This is a genomic window from Exiguobacterium sp. MH3, assembly GCF_000496635.1.
Classification (GTDB): Bacteria; Bacillota; Bacilli; order Exiguobacteriales; family Exiguobacteriaceae; genus Exiguobacterium_A; species Exiguobacterium_A indicum.
The window spans coordinates 399,208-415,604 of the sequence record NC_022794.1 but is presented as its reverse complement, the minus strand read 5'-3'; the positions used below and the strand labels follow the sequence as shown (position 1 = coordinate 415,604).

Genomic DNA, 16,397 nt, shown 5'->3' with positions numbered 1-16,397 from the left:
GAATCATCTCATGGCAACAGTCTTATTCCAAGAAACAAACACACGGTATACGGATCAAACGGAAGTCGCTGACTTCCTTGCGTCACGCGGCGTTCTTTACGAACAATGGGACGTTTCGAAACTTCCAGCGCCTCTCGTTGAGAACTTCACACTGACGGATGCAGACAAACAAACGATTCTCGATACGTTCGCTCCCGAAATCAAAGACGTATCAGAACGTCGTGGGTATCAGACAGCTGATATCATCTCACTTTCGGATACGACACCGAACCTGGATGAGTTACTCGTCAACTTCCAGAAAGAACATCATCACACGGATGATGAAGTTCGTTTCATCGTTAGCGGTCATGGCGTCTTCGCGATCAAAGACGAAGAAGTCGGCTACTATAACATCGAACTCAATCCTGGTGATTTGATTTCCGTTCCTGTTAACACACGCCACTACTTTACGCTTCAAGACGATCGTAAAGTCGTTGCTGTTCGGATCTTCGTCACGACAGACGGCTGGGTTCCGATTTATGAAAACGAGACGTCAACGGTCTCTTAAGAACGATATAAGCGCTGATTTCCTTTATGTGAAGGAAATCAGCGCTTTTCTTATCGCACAAACATATCACTACATTGATACGTAACCGATATAATGAAGGAAAAGCGATGAGGAAGTGAGCGTCATGCATATTCGTCCCGTAACGGAACACGACTTACCAGCGATTCTCGCCATCTATAACGAAGGCATCGAAGATCGAATCGCAACGCTTGAGACCGACCAAAAGGACTTATCCTTCATGACCCAGTGGTATGTAGAACGCACCGATCGATATGCCGGATATGTCGCTGAAGATGACACAGGTGTCCTCGGCTTCATTTCCCTCGATCCGTATAATCCGCGTCCTGTCTACGCATCCGTCGGTGAGATTTCGGTTTATATCACCCGGACTCATCGTGGACAAGGGATTGGCACACGTTTGCTTGAAACGGCTGAGCAACACGCCCGTGATCATCAGATGCATAAACTCATTCTCTTCACCTTCCCATTCAATAAAATCGGACAAAAACTCTATATCCGCTCCGGGTTCCGGATCGTCGGAACGTTTAAGGAGCAAGGACAGTTGAACGGCGAATATGTCGACGTCATGGCGATGGAGAAACGCTTGCGATAGGATTCATTGAATGCCAGACGGGGAATAGTCAATCCGAGTCATTGAGAGAGGATGAACCTAATGGATATTCAACAAATTCGCAATGCAACACTCGTTGTCACGTATGCCAATCAAGTCTTACTAATTGATCCGTTCCTCGGCGAAAAAGGCAGCTTGCCTCCCTTCGGTCAAACACCGAATGCCGTCGCCAATCCACTCGTCGACTTACCGGTCGATGTCAAGACACTGCTCGATCCTGACGCGATCTTCGTCACGCATCTGCATGCCGATCATTTCGACGATGCTGCAAAACAACTTCTACCCAAGCATTTGCCACTCTATGCGCAGCAAGAAGAAGACGCGCAGCAAATCCGAGAAGCCGGCTTCACGAACGTCTCTTCCTTCGATTCCGGTGTAACGATCGGTGATATCCAGGTCCATCGAACAGGTGGACAGCATGGTGTCGGTGAAATCGGCGAACGGATGGGACGTGTGTCTGGGCTCGTCCTCACCCATCCGGACGAACCGACACTTTATATCGCAGGTGATACGATCTGGTGTGACGAGGTCGCGCATGCAATCGAACAACATACGCCCGATATCATCGTCGTCAACAGTGGCGCCGCCCAGTTCTTGACCGGAGAGCCGATCACGATGTCACAGCGTGATCTCCTTGCCGTACACGAAGCGGCGGCGGAAGCGACGATCATCGTCTCGCACCTCGAGTCCGTCAACCACTGTCTCTTGCGACGTGATATGATTGCTGACTTTTTAGCCGCCTTCCACCTTTCTGCCCATTTCCTGATTCCAGAGGATGGCGAAACGATGTCATTTTAAGAACAGTAACCTTCATTAAAAAGAAGTCCTGCTTTTCGAGTAACAATCGAAAGCAGGACTTCTTTTTGTTATGGGATGACAAGACCTAACAAGCGAGCAAAGGCGACTGCTTGCTCTTCCGTAATGACAGCGCCTGGTAAAAATCGCGGATCGATCGTAATACCAGAGAGTTCCGTCTGCCGGAGGTCGAGACCTTTTAACGGTGTTTCAATCCATTGGCTATCTGTAAGCCGGACCGCTTCGAGTTTCCAATGGGTCGGCTTCACTTCGAAGAACTGTGCTTCTTTCATCGTCGTTTCGCTCCAGTGTTGATGACGGACCGTACTGCGAATGAACTGTGCGTAATCCGCAAGCCCTTCCTGAATCGTTAAATGGTCAAGCGTACAATCTTCAAACTGGATGCCCGTCATCCGGCATCCGACGAAGGACACACGGTGAAAACGAGTTTCTTGGAAGTGACATCCCGTTAAGTCGCATTGCTCAAAACGAATATCTTCGAACGAACCACGGTCAAAGGTCAGATTCGCGAACGAGACATTTTGAAAACACACTTGATAGGCATCGATGCGTTCTGTCAGTTCACTCGGCATCGACTCTTTCTCATAACGCGCTCCTTTTAGATACGGGTCATCGATTTCGACTTGATCGAACGTCTCTGGCTGAAGCGTCTTCGGTAATTCTGGTAATCGGATAACGGTCTCTTTCAATGAAGGTTCCCCCTTTTTTCTCTCCCTTAGTGTACCAAACTCCTTTTATATGAGGGAAAATCGTTCAATTCCCCCTTTTTCCAACAGTTTTTATTTTGAGACACTTTGAGACCATGCTATAGTCAAGGAAAATCAAAATAAGAACATACGTTCTTTTATGTAAAGGAGTGATTCAGATGTTTCCTTCCGTCGTTTTACCACAAGATAAACGTATTTTTTGCGTCGACAGTGTGTCCTTCTACGCCAGCTGTGAATGCCAGTATCGCAATCTCCCTCCCTTGACGACACGCCTGGCGGTCGTCTCCGATTTAAAAAGAAGCGGATCCGTCATTCTCGCTGCCACCCCTGCTTTAAAAGCACTTGGAATCAAGACAGCCGGTCGACTGTATGAAATCGAGCAATTGCCATACGCTGTTCGTCGTACGATTCGACTTGTCGAACCACGTATGCTTGCTTATATGAAGACGTCGATTCGTGTCCTGGATGTTCTGCACCAATTCGCACCACCTGAAGCCATCCGCGTCTATTCGATTGACGAAAGCTTCATTGACATGACCGGAACCGATCGCCTATTTGGTTCCGACCTGCAAGCTGCTCTCAAAATTAAAGAAGCGATCCTGAAACAGACCGGCATCCACGTCCGCATCGGGATTGGTCCAAATAACGTCATCGCAAAACTGACGCTTGATTTAATCGGGAAAAAAGAAGGCATCGCGCGATGTGGATATGCTGATGTCGCACGACGTCTTCATGACTTTCCGATTCGGAAGATGTGGGGAGTCGGACACCGCATGGAACAACATCTGCAGATGATGGGGATTGAAACAATCGGTGATCTTGCCATGCGCCCTGTCGAAGAGTTACACGCACGCTTCGGTGTCATCGGTGCCGAACTGTGGCATCACGCTTGGGGACTCGACGCATCACCGACACTGCTCCCCCCGCGTCATCTGTTCGAGAAAGCTCCTCAACGGACGATTGGACACGGTGTGACCTTAATGCAGGACTATTATCAGTTCGAACGCATCCAGAATGTGCTCAATGAACTGGTGCAGGATGTCGCCGCACGTTGCCGCTTTTCGAATCAAGTCGGCTGGACCGTTCACATCGGTGTCCGTTATTCTCGAAACGTCGTCCGAAGTGGCTTCTCCCGTCAAGTGCGGTTGCCTTACCCGACATCCGATGAACGCATCATTTTGCGTCACGTCTTACAATTGTTCGAACCGAATTGGCTCGATGGGGAACCTGTTCGATTTTTATCCGTTGCAGTGGGGCATTTGACTGCCGATCAAGGCACCTTACAGTTGTCTTTGTTCGAGGATAATGCGCGGCTCTGGAAACGGCGACGGTTATTAAAAGCAATGGATGTCGTTAACCTCCGCTACGGAAAAGGAACGATTCGCCTCGCTGTCTCGTTTCTTGATACGAGTGTCGCCAAACGTCGCCTTCGTTTTGTCGGCGGTCATCCGGGAGGTGATCTTCATGACAGCGTATCGTGATCGGGGAAATTTAAAATGGATTCCTTTTCTCATGCCGGAACATTTGCAATTGCTGCGGGAATACTATGTCCAGATGCATCAGCTCGACTTGCCTGAAATTGATGAACAGTTGCAAGAATCATGGCACTTTCTGCTTCAAGAAGCTTTAATAGAAGGAAACGAACTTGAAATCACGTATTATAAGGAAAGTAGCTACGTGACGGTCGTCGGTTTCGTCGAACGATTAGAACCCGAACGTTCCGTTCTCTTTCTGCGCGGACGTGAAGTCATTGAAATTCCCTTCACACGAATCGTCCGGATCGAAAACGGGTAAGCTCTCATACAGATGGATGCTTTAAATCGTGCCCGGAAAGAAGGAATAGTCATGTTGGATTGGTTTACTTCTCTCCCCGTCGTCGTGCAAGCACTGCTTGCCGGAATGATGACGTGGGGGTTAACCGCACTTGGTGCGGCACTCGTCTTTGTCTTTACGACGATTGAAAAACGCGTCATGAACATGATGCTCGGTTTTGCTGCCGGCGTCATGATTGCTGCGTCATTTTGGTCGTTGCTTGCTCCTGCGATCGAGTTCACAGAGCAAGATGGTGGAATCGCTTGGATTCCTGCCGCCATCGGTTTTCTCGCTGGTGGATTTTTCGTTCGTCTCCTCGACTTCGTCACACCGCATTTGCACTTATCTGCACCACTCGAAACAGCGGAAGGTCCTTCGACAGGACTCAAGAAAACGACGTTATTATTTCTTGCGATCACGTTGCACAACATTCCCGAAGGTCTTGCGATTGGTGTCGCTTTTGGTGCCGCCGCCTTGAACATGGACGGGGCGACCGTCGCCGGTGCCTTGACGCTCGCACTCGGGATCGGGATTCAAAACATGCCGGAGGGGGCTGCCCTGTCGATTCCATTACGTGGCGAAGGGATGTCGCGTCGGCGCGCCTTCCATTACGGTCAATTGTCAGCAATCGTTGAACCGATTGCCGCGATGGTCGGAGCAGCTGCGGTCTTCTTTGTTCAACCGCTTCTTCCGTATGCGTTATCGTTTGCTGCCGGAGCGATGATTTTCGTCGTCGTCGAAGAATTGATTCCGGAATCACAAGCAGAAAACGGATCCGATTTAGCAACGCTTGGTTTGATGGTCGGTTTCACGGTCATGATGATTCTTGACGTCGCTTTAGGATGAAGCCGTTGCAAAACGAGCAGTGGATGATACCGTCTTCTGCTCGTTTTTCTGTTTGTAGATTCAGGCGCATTCTAGCAAAACCAATCGATTTGAAGTTTTTCTGACCTTGTGTCCTAACAGAAAAATTTCCCTATCTCTCATAACTATCTCAATGTGAATGGACACGACGGAGTGTCTTAGTCATATCCTATGGAATCTAGATAACTGCTCACTCTTATTCAAACGAATCTAGGCATCGGGTTTCGTCTGAAGCGCACCATACTTTCTCAGACCTGCGCCCGATATTCCGATTAGTTCTATCTCACAAGAATAAAACATGATATGTTTTTAACTAGCACATCGTATAGAAGGAGATTACCATGACAATCATTGAACTTTTAAAAGCGCTCTTACTCGGTTTCGTCGAAGGGATGACGGAATTTGCACCGGTCTCTTCCACGGGTCACATGATCATCGTCGATGACATGTGGTTGCAAACTACCGATTTTCTCGGTAAATATTCGGCGAACACCTTTAAAATCGTCATTCAGCTCGGATCGATTCTTGCGGTCGTCGTCGTCTTTTGGAAACGCCTCTTCAGCTTGATCGGTTTGTATAAGATTGAAGGCGAACATGACGCAGCAGGGACACACAAGTTAAAACTACGGCACGTCTTGATCGGTCTTCTACCAGCAGCTGTTCTCGGATTGTTATTCGAAGATTTCATCGATGAGAACCTCTTCTCGATTGAGACGGTCATCATCGGTCTTGCAGTCGGTGCCCTCTTGATGATTGCAGCCGATAAATTCGGACCAAAGGAACCAAAAACGACATCGCTTGATCAGATTACATATCGCCAAGCAGCACTCGTCGGTCTGTTCCAATGTATTTCCCTTTGGCCTGGCTTCTCTCGTTCTGGTTCAACGATTTCCGGAGGGGTCTTCCTTGGGATGAATCACCGGACGGCAGCTGACTTTACGTTCATCATGGCTGTACCGATCATGTTCGGTGCTAGTTTCCTTTCGCTCGTTAAGAACTGGGAGAACATTCAACCGAACCACTTCGCATTCTATGCTGTCGGTTTCGTTGCGTCGTTCGTGTTTGCCCTCTTATCGATTCGCTTCTTCTTGAAGCTGATCAACAAGATCAAACTCGTTCCGTTCGCCATCTACCGTCTTGTCTTAGCGGCTGTCTTAGCTGTCATCGTCTACATGTAAGTTCAAACCGTTAGCTATTTTAGCTGACGGTTTTTCATTTTTTTGAAACTAATTCAGTCGCTTAAGGGTATATAGGGATGAGACATAATTAAAGGAGTGAATGCCACATGGCACGCAGAAGTCGGAGTACATCAAAACTCCCAATCATCATCGGAGTCGTTATTGTTGCCGTGATTGCCTTTTTAGCAATCGGACAATACAATAGCCTCGTCAATGTAGAAGAAGATGTATCGAATAAATGGTCGCAAGTCGACAACCAAATCAAGCGTCGTGCGGATTTGATTCCGAATCTCGTTGAAACTGTCAAAGGTGTCGCGGGTCAAGAAGAAAAAGTATATGGAAAAGTCGCAGAAGCCCAAGCTGGTCTTGCGCGTGCTGCGTCAACCGAACAACGGATCGAAGCCGACCAACAAGTCACGTCTTCGCTTCGCGGATTGATTGCCTTGCAGACGACTTATCCTGAACTAAAATCAAGCGAACGGTTCCAATCTTTGATGGATACGCTGGAAGGAACAGAAAATCGTCTCGGGATCGCCCGCAAAGATTACAACGATGCTGTAACCCTCTATAACAAAAAACGTCGGAGCTTCCCAACGACACTCTACGCATCCGCCTTCGGATTCGAGAAAAAACCATATTACGAGATTTCAGACAGCGACCGGGAAAATCCGACCGTCGACTTTAACAGTGATTCGAAATGATTCGGCGGTGGACGCGACTTCTATTGAGCGCGTTCCTCGTCTTCTTCCTCTTCGTTCCAACAGCTAGTGCCGTTTCAGAACGGACGGGAGCAGCCTTCTTCATTCAGGATGATGCTCAGCTGCTCACCCCTTCGGAAGAAGCCGAACTCGCGCAACTCGGTCAGGAACTCGAACAATATACGACGGCACAAGTCGTCCTCAAGACGGTTCCCGATCTAAAGGGACAGGATTTAAGCTCTTACGCCAATGAAACGTTCCGGCGCCAAGGCATTGGTCAAGAAGGAAAAGACAATGGTGTTCTTGTCGTCGTCGCTCCAAACGAAAAGGATCGCCAATTTCGGATCGAGGTTGGGTATAAACTCGAAGGGATTTTGACAGACATCACAGCCGGACGTATTCTCGATCAATATGCTGTTCCCTATAAAGAGAACGGTGAGTATGGGAAAGCAGCGTCTGAAACATATAAAGCGGTCGTCAGTGTCATTTCAAAGGATCAGTCGCTTGAGTCACAGGATCCTCCGAAAACACAAAATGACGACGGACTTCCGCTTTGGACGAAGATTCTGATCGGTGCTGGATTACTGATCTTATTGTTCCTCGATATGAAGTTCACCGGTGGTATGTTCTTCTTCGCGATTTTGAACATCTTCTCCGCGATCATGCGTGGTGGCGGTGGAAATGGTGGCAGTCGTGGTGGTGGCGGAAGTTCTGGCGGTGGTGGTGCCGAACGGTAGAAAAGGAGTCGTTTTTTCATGAGGATCATCTTAGGGTATTACCTCCTCCTGACACTCATCGGATTTGTCTCGATGTGGCAGGATAAACGTCGAGCGCAACAACATGCTTACCGGACACCCGAAGCAACACTATTGACGATTGCTTTCCTCGGTGGTGCGCTCGGTTCTTGGATTGGTATGTACACAGTCCGGCACAAGACACGGAAAGCGAAGTTCCAATGGCTCGTTCCAATAGCCGCTATCTTGCATCTCGCTTTCTGGTTTGTTTACACTTCACAATGAAAGAATGTGACCGATAGAGAAGAGAACGTACGGAAATGTGTCCGTCGTTCCTTCTTTTTTTGTATGAGGTCAATGATTATGAATAACAGGTTTAATTTCTTTTTTGTTCAGGGTAAAGAATTTAACCAATTTAATAAATACATCTTTTTTTGATGTACTGAGAGGTGGACATCCCTTTATGTGGCATCCTTGCGCCGAATGTACGACATCAATCCGTTTCGTTGAAGCGGGAGCACTCCATATTCAATCACCAACGCCAGAAATCTATTCCTATCAATCGTTCGAACAGCTCGAACAGTTATTGACATCGCTCTTACGTGTAGCGGATTATCCAGTGTCGTGTCGCGCCACACAATCGCGTTACGTGACAGCACCTATCCTAGCTTCAGCGCTTCTAGAACAACTGAAGCATCGATCTGCGATTGATTTCATCCAGCATGGGGTCATGACGAGCCACCTACAACCGATTTATGATATCCAGCGTAACGTGCTCGTCGCGAACGAAGCCTTGCTACGAGCAGCTGATGACAATACGCCGATTTCACCAGGTGTCCTGTTTTCAACGGCCTCGAAGATGGGACTTCATTCCCGTCTCGATCAACGAGCGCGTGAAGAAGCCATCCGTGCGACGCACCATATTGGTGGCACAGCAAAAACGTTCATCAACTTCCTTCCTTCGACGATCTATAATCCGGAGTATTGCCTGCGCCATACGTTTGAGATCGTCGAACGTTATCAAGTCGATCCGAGTCGGCTCGTCTTCGAAGTCGTCGAAACGGAAAAAATTGAAGACGTCAACCATTTGAAACACGTCTTCGAACAGTATAAAAAGCAAGGCATTCAAGTAGCACTGGACGATGTTGGCGCTGGTTTCTCGACACTCGATATGTTGTCCTTGCTTCAACCGGATTATATTAAAATCGATCGTTCCTTCATCGATCACTGCGATACAAACTCAGAAAACGAAGCCTTTTTACGAAAAGCCCGCCATCTGACACGAGAAATGGGGATTCAAATCTTAGCGGAAGGTATCGAACGGCAAGAAGAACTCGATCTTTGCCGCGAACTCGGCTTTGATCTTGGTCAAGGATACCTACTCGGTCGCCCTGCTCCTTACGCTCGTTTTGCGAAAGCACAATAAAAATGCGCACATGGACCGTCTGATGATTCGGTCCATGTGCGTATCTTTATGTTAAGTCGTCGAAACGGAAACCGTCTCGTTCCGTGTGATAGCATCGACTAATTGTTCTGTTGATACAATCGGACGCAACAGACGACACAGTTCCTCTTTTGATGTCCGTAAAGCAAGTGCTTCGACGACATCGAGCGATAATGCGAAGTCTGCGAGTGTCGTCGGCTGTTCTTGTACAAGAAGATAGTCACGCAACTCTGCATAATCGTCATCATGTCCGAGTAACTTCTCCTGAACGAGTAGTCCGTAACCGACCTTACTCCCGTGTAAAAACGCATGCGTTTCTGGATGAGGCGATAACGCGTTATGCACTGCGTGTCCGATTGCACCACGCGTCGCCGCGTCACCAAAACCACCAATGCTTCCGGCTAACGGAATGACGGTTTCGACGAGATGTTGGATTTCAACGGGATACTCACGAAAACGCGTTTCCGTTATATTCGTCGACAAGATAAGATCCTTACAACGTTCAGCTGTCCGAAGCGCCATCTCAATGATGGGATCTTCAGCCGATGATCCGCTTAAGGCACGTGCTTCATACCACTTCGCTAGCGTATCGACGAGTCCCGCTACAAAATAAGCATACGGACTTGCTGCGATGATCCGATGATCGAGTAAAAGGGCTTCAATCACGACGGGGAACGTATCAAATCGGATGTACTGTCCCTCTTCGTTATACATGACACTGAGCGGAGTCCACGGAGCACAGTTCGAGACGATCGTCGGAATGACGATGACCGGGCGTTGTAATTGAAACGCGACCTGTTTTGCCGTATCGATGACACTCCCACCTCCGAGCGCGAGAATCACATCGTATGGAGCACATACCTGTTTGAAAGCTTCCACTTGTTGATCCGTACAATGCCCTTCAAATGAAAGACGTGGTAATGCTGGTAAAGCAAAAGCGGCTGCTTCATAGGCTAGACGTCCATGAATCAGGACTGCTGAACGATTACCTATCACTTCTTTGAGTTGATCGAGCGCGTTTTCCTCATGTATGTATTGCAAAACAGCTTGTCGAATCACAGAATCGCCTCCTAATATTTGTTATCGCTCAGTATACGCAAAAGAACCCGCTTCGGCAATCATTCGATTTTTATAAGAGGAGCGCGTACACTAGAAAAGAGAAGAATTTACTAAAAAGGAGTCGATGAATCGATGCAACAGATTACGTTAAACAACGGTATCAGCATGCCCCAACTCGGATATGGTGTCTTTAAAGTACCGGAAGAAGAAGTATATGAAGCGGTCAGCGAAGCACTCCGCGCCGGGTATCGTTCGATCGATACGGCGATGATTTACGAGAATGAAGAAGGTGTCGGTCGCGCACTGCGTGACTCCGGCATTCCCCGAGAAGAGATCTTTCTGACGACGAAAGTCTGGAATTCCGATCACGGCTACGAAGAGACACTTGCCGCTTTCGAGACGAGTCTACAAAAGCTTGGTGTCGATTATGTTGACTTGTATCTGATTCATTGGCCGATGCCAAAAGAAGATCGTTATGTCGAGACATGGCGGGCGCTCGAACATCTCTATGCCGAAGGGAAGACGCGTGCTATCGGTGTTTCGAACTTCCATATTCCGCACTTGGAACGAATTTTAGCCGAAGGATCGATCGTTCCTGCCGTCAATCAGATTGAACTCCATCCGTTCCTTAGCCAAGAAGCGATCCGAGACTTTTGCCGCAAGCACGGTATCGTCGTTGAAGCTTGGAGTCCGTTGATGAAAGGACGCGACGCGTTGACGCATCCGGTCATCGTCGATATCGCGAATCGTCATCAGAAAACGCCGGCTCAAGTCGTCCTCCGTTGGCACTTGCAACACGATATCGTCGCGATTCCGAAATCCGTCACGCCAAGCCGCATTCGCGAAAATCTTGATGTCTTCGACTTCAGCTTGTCAGACGCTGATATGCAAGCCATCGATCAATTGAACGCCAACGTGCGTACAGGATCAAATCCGGATCATAAATAAGACAAGACGATTCTCGTTTAATCTCCATACAAAAAGAAGGTACCTTTCGGAATTGATCCGGAAAGTACCTTCTTTGATGATGACCCTGATGCGTGATTCCAATCGATTATTTTAGCGGTCTAAATTATTTCCATGATCTTGCTTGGCGATGTCATCCGATTGATGTTTCGATTGACGACGTTCTTCGCCGTCTTGCGTTGCATCATGTTCTTTTTCCTCGCGTTCTGTTTCCGGACGTCGGAAATCGTCATCCCGACGCATTGCAATATCCGGTTCTCGGTTCCCGTCGAGTTTTTTCGCGTGATCGATTGCCTGCTCGTCTTGCGGCATCTTGTCCGTACCGGCACGGTGCAAATCAATTTCCGCATGCTCTTCCTTCGAATCTTTATCAACATCAAGCGGATTACCGGAGCCGAGCTGTGCATTGGAATTCGCATCTGATGACGTATGCGTCTCTTCGCCACTACCATAGCGAACTTTAACATCAGGATGCGTATTATCTGTATTTAAATGTGGATCGAACTGGATGTCTTGGACTTCAAGTAACAGAACGTAGCCCCCACCTTCGACTTCCGTTTTGCGTTGTTCGATTTCATTGTCTGATAGATCAAGTGACCCAAACAAATCATCGACTTCTTGATCGCGTCCTTTGTTCCCGCGAATTCGATCAATCCAAGACGGTTTCGTCGTCGCGATTTCGGCATCCATTTGGCTACGAACGAGTGCGATGTTCGACTTCTCTTTGACGATGACGTAGAAGTCTTCCTCCCGATGCCCTTGAATGTGCAATTCGTCCATTTTTGAGATCAATTCTTCTTCTGAATAGAATGTTCCGATATATTGTTTCGTTTTCATGGATGTTCTCCCCTTATCGACACGATTTGTCATGCGTGACTTCTATAAGGAGTATTTCCTCTTTTGCGTTAAAATATGCCAAAAAACATGCGTTCCATTAAAACGTCATCTGTTTGACATGTAAACGATCATTCGCCGACAAGTTTCAGACCAATCGTCGCACTTAAGACAAGACCGATACAAACCAGTCGCTTCCAGTCTTTTGATTCGTTATAGAGCACCATGCTGAGGATCGCACCGCCCGCTGCTCCGATTCCCGTCCATACCGCATACGCCGTTCCCATCGGTAAACCATTCATCGCAAGTGTCAAAAATAAGAAACTGAGTCCGAATCCTGTTCCCATCAACAGTAAATTCTTCGCATTCTTATTTTGATTGAACGTATTGATCAAGACGACACCAAACATCTCAAAGATTCCGGCAATGATTAAATAAATCCAACTCATGCTGATTTCTCCTCTCCACTGACTAACTTCAGACCGATGACGCCGACGAGTAAGACAGCGATCAATACTAATTTCATCACGGAAGCGGCTTGGTCGAATAACACGATGTCCGTCACGACCGTTCCTGCTGTTCCAAGACCGACGAAAACAGCATAGACCGTTCCAACTGGTAAATGGTTACTCGCTTTAATTAGCACGGTAAAGCTAACGATGATACAGACGATCGTTGCAGCCCACTCAAGTGGTGTTGCCGCATGTTTTAATCCGATGACCCAGCCCACTTCAAAACACGCTGCGACGATGATCCCAATCCAATACTTTGCCATAATAATTGCCTCCTAATAGGTAAATTCAAATGAAAAAGCCCGGGAGCAAGCGAGACGATTCGCTTTACTCCCGGGCTTTTATCCCTCCGTTGCATGGACAAACGTCCATGTTCCTCCCTCGGTCCAGCCGTACGGAACCCTAGAGGATACTCCCTATTCCATTCGATACAACCACCCTAGCACGCCCTTTTTCCCATGTCAAACAGGAATCTGTTCCCCATCTGTCAAATAGAATCAAAGTGACTTCATCTGAATGAGGAGGATGCTGCATGCGTTATAAAATCAATGATCAACTTCGGATTCGTCGTTTTACACCAGAAGATGTAGAAGCGGTTCACGCCTATGCCTCACAACCCATCGTCAGTCAATTCCAGTCATGGGGACCGAATACCGAAACGGATACGAAACAATTCCTACACGATGCGCTTGAAAGTGAACTCGAGACACCAAGACGTCGTTATGTCTTTGCCGTGACGTTTCCAAGTGACGTCGTCATCGGTGCCGGTGAACTCGTCATCACAGACGTTGAGAATAAAATCGCCGAAATCGGATACGTCCTCTCGCCTGATGAATGGGGGAACGGATACGCGACGTCAATCGCCTCTTTCCTTCTCCAATTCGGTTTCGAAAAACTAGAACTACACCGAATCACGGCAACGTGTGACCCACGAAACGTCGCTTCCGAACGTGTCTTGCAAAAGGTCGGCATGACGAAGGAAGGACAGCTTCGCGAGACGGTCTATCTCGAAGACCACTGGCGTGATTCCTTGATTTACGGCATGCTCGACTGGGAATGGCAAGTGGATCACGAAGAAGATAACTAACATATGGCTTCAAACGGTGTGCCGAGGCATACCGTTTTTTCATGAACAACCTCCTATTTTTTTGATTTTTATCAATTTTTAAACAAGCGCATGCTACACTATTCATAATGACAAATTTTAAGAATTGGAGTGAACCTCTTGATGAAAAAATGGACTGCTCATGTTGCTGGACTTGCTGCAACGTTAATGTTGAGCTCGGTTTTACCCGCACCCGCTTTTGCTGAATCGCCACCTGTTCAACCGACAGCAGAAACACAAACAGTCACCGAGACAACCGGGACGGCTTATTTGAAAGAGGATGCTGCGTTGCTACAAACGGCTGATTCCACAACGGTCATCCAACAACTACCAGCGGGAACGACATTCAAGACACTCGGTACGGACGGTGACTTCACTCGTGTCAGTTGGCAAGAAGGTACTGCTTATGTCGCAACAAACGCGTTAACGCAAACAGCACCTGTTTTTCAAAAACAAGCAACGCTGATGTCGAAAAGTCCACTCTCATTAGTTGCTTCACCATTTGATCCCACCGTCGTGACGACACTTCCCGCTTATCAGCGAATCGATACATACGGCACCTTCGACACGTTCACGCGTCTGAAATGGAACGAGCAATACGTCTATGTATCAACGACACAACTCGAGCAACTTCCGAAATTGGTTGGGACGCGTTATGCCAAACGAGCGACTTCTCTTTTCGTTGAGCCGAAGACGACGAGCGCGAAGACTGCCGTCACTCAAAATCAATCATTCGAAACGTTCGGAACGACGGGTACTTTTACACGTGTGGCGACTAAGACCGGTTACGCCTTCGTATTGACGACTGATTTAGATGATACGCAGGTCGTGAGCCATCCAGAAACAGGAGTGCGTTACGTCCAACAGCAGACGACGGTCTATGCCACTGCGACTACGAAAGGAGAAGTCGTACAATCGCTTCCTGTGAATACTTCTCTTCAGACGTACGGCGTCGAGGGTTCATTTACACGAATCAAACGAAACGACGAGTATGCCTATGTATTGACGGCACATCTCGGTACGTTGAAATACTATCCAAAGACCGCACGCCTCTATGTTCAGCGCGCTACACCGATCTATAGTGCACCGAATGCTTCCGGCTCCATAATCGATCAACAAAAAACAAATACTTTATTAACGATCTATGGTAAAAGTGGCGTCTACAGTCGAATTATTTTCCGCGGAGTCCATGCCTACGTTAAAACAGCTGATCTTGGTAGTGAAAAAGTATACGCCGCAACCGGAACACGGTACGCCAAACGCAACTTGTCCGTCTATACGTCTGCTTCAACGAAAAGTAAAATGATGTATTCTGTCAAACGAGCTGACAAACTAACGATTTACGGCACGAGCGGTAGTTACACACGATTAAAAAAAGGGACGGTCTATGGTTACGTCAAGACGAGTGATCTCGTCACGAAAAAGCCGGATCTGTATGACGTTACCGGTCAACGTTACGTGACAGAGGACGACGTCGTCATTCGGTCACAGGCAAAACTGTCGGGTAAAAAAATCGGTACGTTGAAAAAAGGAAAATCGATCACCATCTATGGAAAAAGCGGTTATTTTACACGTGTCAAATATAACAATATCTTTGGTTTCGTCGATTCGAGTCGGATCGGACTAAATAAACCAAAAGCAAAAGCGAAAAAAGGGGCAACGTTTTATGTCCATCTGGACCAAACGCCACTCTTCTCTGCTGACGTCGCTTACAGTCGGCCAGCTGCCTATTTGAAAAAAGGGACAAAATTGATTGGTCTGAAATCAATTGATGATGATTTTTGGCAAGTTCGCTTAGCCAGCGGTCAAACGGGTTACGTCCTCAACCCTTATATCAGCACGAGCAAACCCGATATGAAACTGACACAAAAAGCAATCAATCGAACGAAAATCTATACCGTCAAACAGACGACATCCTTCTTTTCGAGTCCAACCAGTCCAAAAGGCAGCGGACTCGTTGAACAAGGCAAACGTGTTTATCCGCGTCACCGGGTCGGAAACTTCTATGTCATCCAGTCAGGCTGGACACCCGTCTATCTTCCGGTCTCAGCTGTGACGATTACGTCCGATAAACGGGTCATTAAAAAGAATAACACGCGCGGTGAAAAGCTGATTCAAGCAGCCGTCCAACATATCGGTACACCTTACACATGGGGATCGCAAAATGCCGTGAATGGTGGCTTCGATTGTTCCGGTTTGATTCACTACGCGACAAATAAGGCTGGAAAATACGGTGGTCGGACGAACGTTCGCGGCTACTGGTACGGTGCTTTCTTCACGAATCGTCGGACGAGTATCTCAAGCGGTAAGCGCTCAGATATCGTCTTCTTCCAGAACACTTATACGGATGGTCCATCGCATATCGGAATCATGCTCGATAGCGAACACTTCATCCATGCGGGTGGTTCACAGCTTCAAATTAATTCGATTTATGAACCGCGTTGGCAAGAGCATTTCCTCGGCTTCAAATCGATGTAATAAAAAAGACGA

At 47.7% G+C, this 16,397-nt stretch carries 19 protein-coding genes; 14 read left to right on the top strand and 5 right to left on the bottom strand.

The genetic code is table 11. The features are described 5' to 3' along the window. The first annotated feature begins 10 nt into the window (after nucleotides 1-10). The 3 genes from U719_RS02160 (at nucleotide 11) to U719_RS02150 (ending at nucleotide 1,976) form a co-directional block, all read left to right on the top strand. Nucleotides 11-547 (top strand): acireductone dioxygenase, encoded by a 537-nt coding sequence (locus tag U719_RS02160; protein ID WP_023467032.1) that lies wholly within the window; start codon nucleotides 11-13, stop codon nucleotides 545-547. A gap of 124 nt (nucleotides 548-671) precedes the next feature. Then, a complete protein-coding gene (locus U719_RS02155; RefSeq protein ID WP_023467031.1) occupies nucleotides 672-1,160 on the top strand; it encodes an arsinothricin resistance N-acetyltransferase ArsN1 family A in 489 nt (162 codons plus the stop codon). A 60-nt stretch (nucleotides 1,161-1,220) separates the two neighbouring features. Continuing rightward, nucleotides 1,221-1,976, top strand: a complete 756-nt coding sequence (locus U719_RS02150) for an MBL fold metallo-hydrolase (RefSeq protein ID WP_023467030.1) — start codon at nucleotides 1,221-1,223, stop codon at nucleotides 1,974-1,976. Between the two features lie 68 nt (nucleotides 1,977-2,044). Here the strand turns inward: U719_RS02150 and U719_RS02145 are convergent, their stop codons facing one another. Further along, nucleotides 2,045-2,683, bottom strand: coding sequence for a pentapeptide repeat-containing protein (locus U719_RS02145; protein WP_023467029.1), 639 nt, complete (start codon nucleotides 2,681-2,683; stop codon nucleotides 2,045-2,047). 176 nt (nucleotides 2,684-2,859) lie between these two features. Between U719_RS02145 and U719_RS02140 the strand changes: the two genes are divergently transcribed. From U719_RS02140 to U719_RS02105, 8 genes are all read left to right on the top strand, one after another. Then, nucleotides 2,860-4,182 (top strand): UV-damage repair protein uvrX, encoded by a 1,323-nt coding sequence (locus U719_RS02140; RefSeq protein ID WP_023467028.1) that lies wholly within the window; start codon nucleotides 2,860-2,862, stop codon nucleotides 4,180-4,182. Continuing rightward, on the top strand, nucleotides 4,166-4,495 hold the full coding sequence (locus U719_RS02135; RefSeq protein ID WP_023467027.1) for a YolD-like family protein: 330 nt from the start codon (nucleotides 4,166-4,168) through the stop codon (nucleotides 4,493-4,495). The genes U719_RS02140 and U719_RS02135 overlap by 17 nt, the downstream gene beginning before the upstream one ends. Nucleotides 4,496-4,546: 51 nt before the next feature. After that, nucleotides 4,547-5,359: a ZIP family metal transporter gene (locus U719_RS02130; protein ID WP_023467025.1), complete on the top strand. Its 813-nt coding sequence runs from the start codon at nucleotides 4,547-4,549 to the stop codon at nucleotides 5,357-5,359. Nucleotides 5,360-5,718: 359 nt separating this feature from the next. Continuing rightward, nucleotides 5,719-6,555 (top strand): undecaprenyl-diphosphate phosphatase, encoded by an 837-nt coding sequence (locus U719_RS02125; protein ID WP_023467024.1) that lies wholly within the window; start codon nucleotides 5,719-5,721, stop codon nucleotides 6,553-6,555. A 107-nt stretch (nucleotides 6,556-6,662) separates the two neighbouring features. Next, nucleotides 6,663-7,256: a LemA family protein gene (locus U719_RS02120; RefSeq protein WP_023467023.1), complete on the top strand. Its 594-nt coding sequence runs from the start codon at nucleotides 6,663-6,665 to the stop codon at nucleotides 7,254-7,256. After that, nucleotides 7,253-7,990: a YgcG family protein gene (locus U719_RS02115; RefSeq protein WP_023467022.1), complete on the top strand. Its 738-nt coding sequence runs from the start codon at nucleotides 7,253-7,255 to the stop codon at nucleotides 7,988-7,990. Before U719_RS02120 ends, U719_RS02115 begins: the two co-directional genes overlap by 4 nt. An 18-nt stretch (nucleotides 7,991-8,008) precedes the next feature. Further along, on the top strand, nucleotides 8,009-8,272 hold the full coding sequence (locus U719_RS02110) for a DUF1294 domain-containing protein (protein ID WP_023467021.1): 264 nt from the start codon (nucleotides 8,009-8,011) through the stop codon (nucleotides 8,270-8,272). A 178-nt stretch (nucleotides 8,273-8,450) separates the two neighbouring features. Continuing rightward, nucleotides 8,451-9,413: an EAL domain-containing protein gene (locus U719_RS02105; protein ID WP_023467020.1), complete on the top strand. Its 963-nt coding sequence runs from the start codon at nucleotides 8,451-8,453 to the stop codon at nucleotides 9,411-9,413. 51 nt (nucleotides 9,414-9,464) lie between these two features. Here U719_RS02105 and U719_RS02100 read toward each other — a convergent pair whose 3' ends face one another. Further along, nucleotides 9,465-10,490: an iron-containing alcohol dehydrogenase family protein gene (locus U719_RS02100; RefSeq protein WP_023467019.1), complete on the bottom strand. Its 1,026-nt coding sequence runs from the start codon at nucleotides 10,488-10,490 to the stop codon at nucleotides 9,465-9,467. Between the two features lie 132 nt (nucleotides 10,491-10,622). On the opposite strand from U719_RS02100, the gene U719_RS02095 reads away from it, so the two are divergent. Beyond that, nucleotides 10,623-11,438, top strand: a complete 816-nt coding sequence (locus U719_RS02095; protein ID WP_023467018.1) for an aldo/keto reductase — start codon at nucleotides 10,623-10,625, stop codon at nucleotides 11,436-11,438. Nucleotides 11,439-11,549: 111 nt separating this feature from the next. Here U719_RS02095 and U719_RS02090 read toward each other — a convergent pair whose 3' ends face one another. The 3 genes from U719_RS02090 to U719_RS02080 form a co-directional block, all read right to left on the bottom strand. After that, nucleotides 11,550-12,293 (bottom strand): general stress protein, encoded by a 744-nt coding sequence (locus U719_RS02090; RefSeq protein WP_023467017.1) that lies wholly within the window; start codon nucleotides 12,291-12,293, stop codon nucleotides 11,550-11,552. Between the two features lie 128 nt (nucleotides 12,294-12,421). Then, nucleotides 12,422-12,739 carry a multidrug efflux SMR transporter gene (locus U719_RS02085; protein ID WP_023467016.1) on the bottom strand — a complete coding sequence of 106 codons (318 nt, stop codon included), beginning with the start codon at nucleotides 12,737-12,739 and terminating at the stop codon, nucleotides 12,422-12,424. After that, nucleotides 12,736-13,065: a multidrug efflux SMR transporter gene (locus tag U719_RS02080; protein ID WP_023467015.1), complete on the bottom strand. Its 330-nt coding sequence runs from the start codon at nucleotides 13,063-13,065 to the stop codon at nucleotides 12,736-12,738. Before U719_RS02080 ends, U719_RS02085 begins: the two co-directional genes overlap by 4 nt. Before the next feature lie 269 nt (nucleotides 13,066-13,334). Here U719_RS02080 and U719_RS02075 point away from each other — a divergent pair, with 269 nt between their 5' ends. Together U719_RS02075 and U719_RS02070 are read left to right on the top strand one after the other, a co-directional pair. Beyond that, nucleotides 13,335-13,889: a GNAT family N-acetyltransferase gene (locus U719_RS02075; protein ID WP_023467014.1), complete on the top strand. Its 555-nt coding sequence runs from the start codon at nucleotides 13,335-13,337 to the stop codon at nucleotides 13,887-13,889. A 141-nt stretch (nucleotides 13,890-14,030) separates the two neighbouring features. Then, a complete protein-coding gene (locus tag U719_RS02070) occupies nucleotides 14,031-16,385 on the top strand; it encodes an SH3 domain-containing C40 family peptidase (RefSeq protein ID WP_023467013.1) in 2,355 nt (784 codons plus the stop codon). Nucleotides 16,386-16,397 lie beyond the last annotated feature (12 nt).

What these genes read in the sequence shown, in the direction of transcription:
- U719_RS02160 (WP_023467032.1), top strand. Translation starts at nt 11, where the DNA reads ATGGCAACAGTCTTATTCCAAGAAACAAACACACGGTATACGGATCAA.
- U719_RS02155 (WP_023467031.1), top strand. Translation starts at nt 672, where the DNA reads ATGCATATTCGTCCCGTAACGGAACACGACTTACCAGCGATTCTCGCC.
- U719_RS02150 (WP_023467030.1), top strand. Translation starts at nt 1,221, where the DNA reads ATGGATATTCAACAAATTCGCAATGCAACACTCGTTGTCACGTATGCC.
- U719_RS02140 (WP_023467028.1), top strand. Translation starts at nt 2,860, where the DNA reads ATGTTTCCTTCCGTCGTTTTACCACAAGATAAACGTATTTTTTGCGTC.
- U719_RS02135 (WP_023467027.1), top strand. Translation starts at nt 4,166, where the DNA reads ATGACAGCGTATCGTGATCGGGGAAATTTAAAATGGATTCCTTTTCTC.
- U719_RS02130 (WP_023467025.1), top strand. Translation starts at nt 4,547, where the DNA reads ATGTTGGATTGGTTTACTTCTCTCCCCGTCGTCGTGCAAGCACTGCTT.
- U719_RS02125 (WP_023467024.1), top strand. Translation starts at nt 5,719, where the DNA reads ATGACAATCATTGAACTTTTAAAAGCGCTCTTACTCGGTTTCGTCGAA.
- U719_RS02120 (WP_023467023.1), top strand. Translation starts at nt 6,663, where the DNA reads ATGGCACGCAGAAGTCGGAGTACATCAAAACTCCCAATCATCATCGGA.
- U719_RS02115 (WP_023467022.1), top strand. Translation starts at nt 7,253, where the DNA reads ATGATTCGGCGGTGGACGCGACTTCTATTGAGCGCGTTCCTCGTCTTC.
- U719_RS02110 (WP_023467021.1), top strand. Translation starts at nt 8,009, where the DNA reads ATGAGGATCATCTTAGGGTATTACCTCCTCCTGACACTCATCGGATTT.
- U719_RS02105 (WP_023467020.1), top strand. Translation starts at nt 8,451, where the DNA reads ATGTGGCATCCTTGCGCCGAATGTACGACATCAATCCGTTTCGTTGAA.
- U719_RS02095 (WP_023467018.1), top strand. Translation starts at nt 10,623, where the DNA reads ATGCAACAGATTACGTTAAACAACGGTATCAGCATGCCCCAACTCGGA.
- U719_RS02090 (WP_023467017.1), bottom strand. Translation starts at nt 12,293, where the DNA reads ATGAAAACGAAACAATATATCGGAACATTCTATTCAGAAGAAGAATTG.
- U719_RS02085 (WP_023467016.1), bottom strand. Translation starts at nt 12,739, where the DNA reads ATGAGTTGGATTTATTTAATCATTGCCGGAATCTTTGAGATGTTTGGT.
- U719_RS02080 (WP_023467015.1), bottom strand. Translation starts at nt 13,065, where the DNA reads ATGGCAAAGTATTGGATTGGGATCATCGTCGCAGCGTGTTTTGAAGTG.
- U719_RS02075 (WP_023467014.1), top strand. Translation starts at nt 13,335, where the DNA reads ATGCGTTATAAAATCAATGATCAACTTCGGATTCGTCGTTTTACACCA.
- U719_RS02070 (WP_023467013.1), top strand. Translation starts at nt 14,031, where the DNA reads ATGAAAAAATGGACTGCTCATGTTGCTGGACTTGCTGCAACGTTAATG.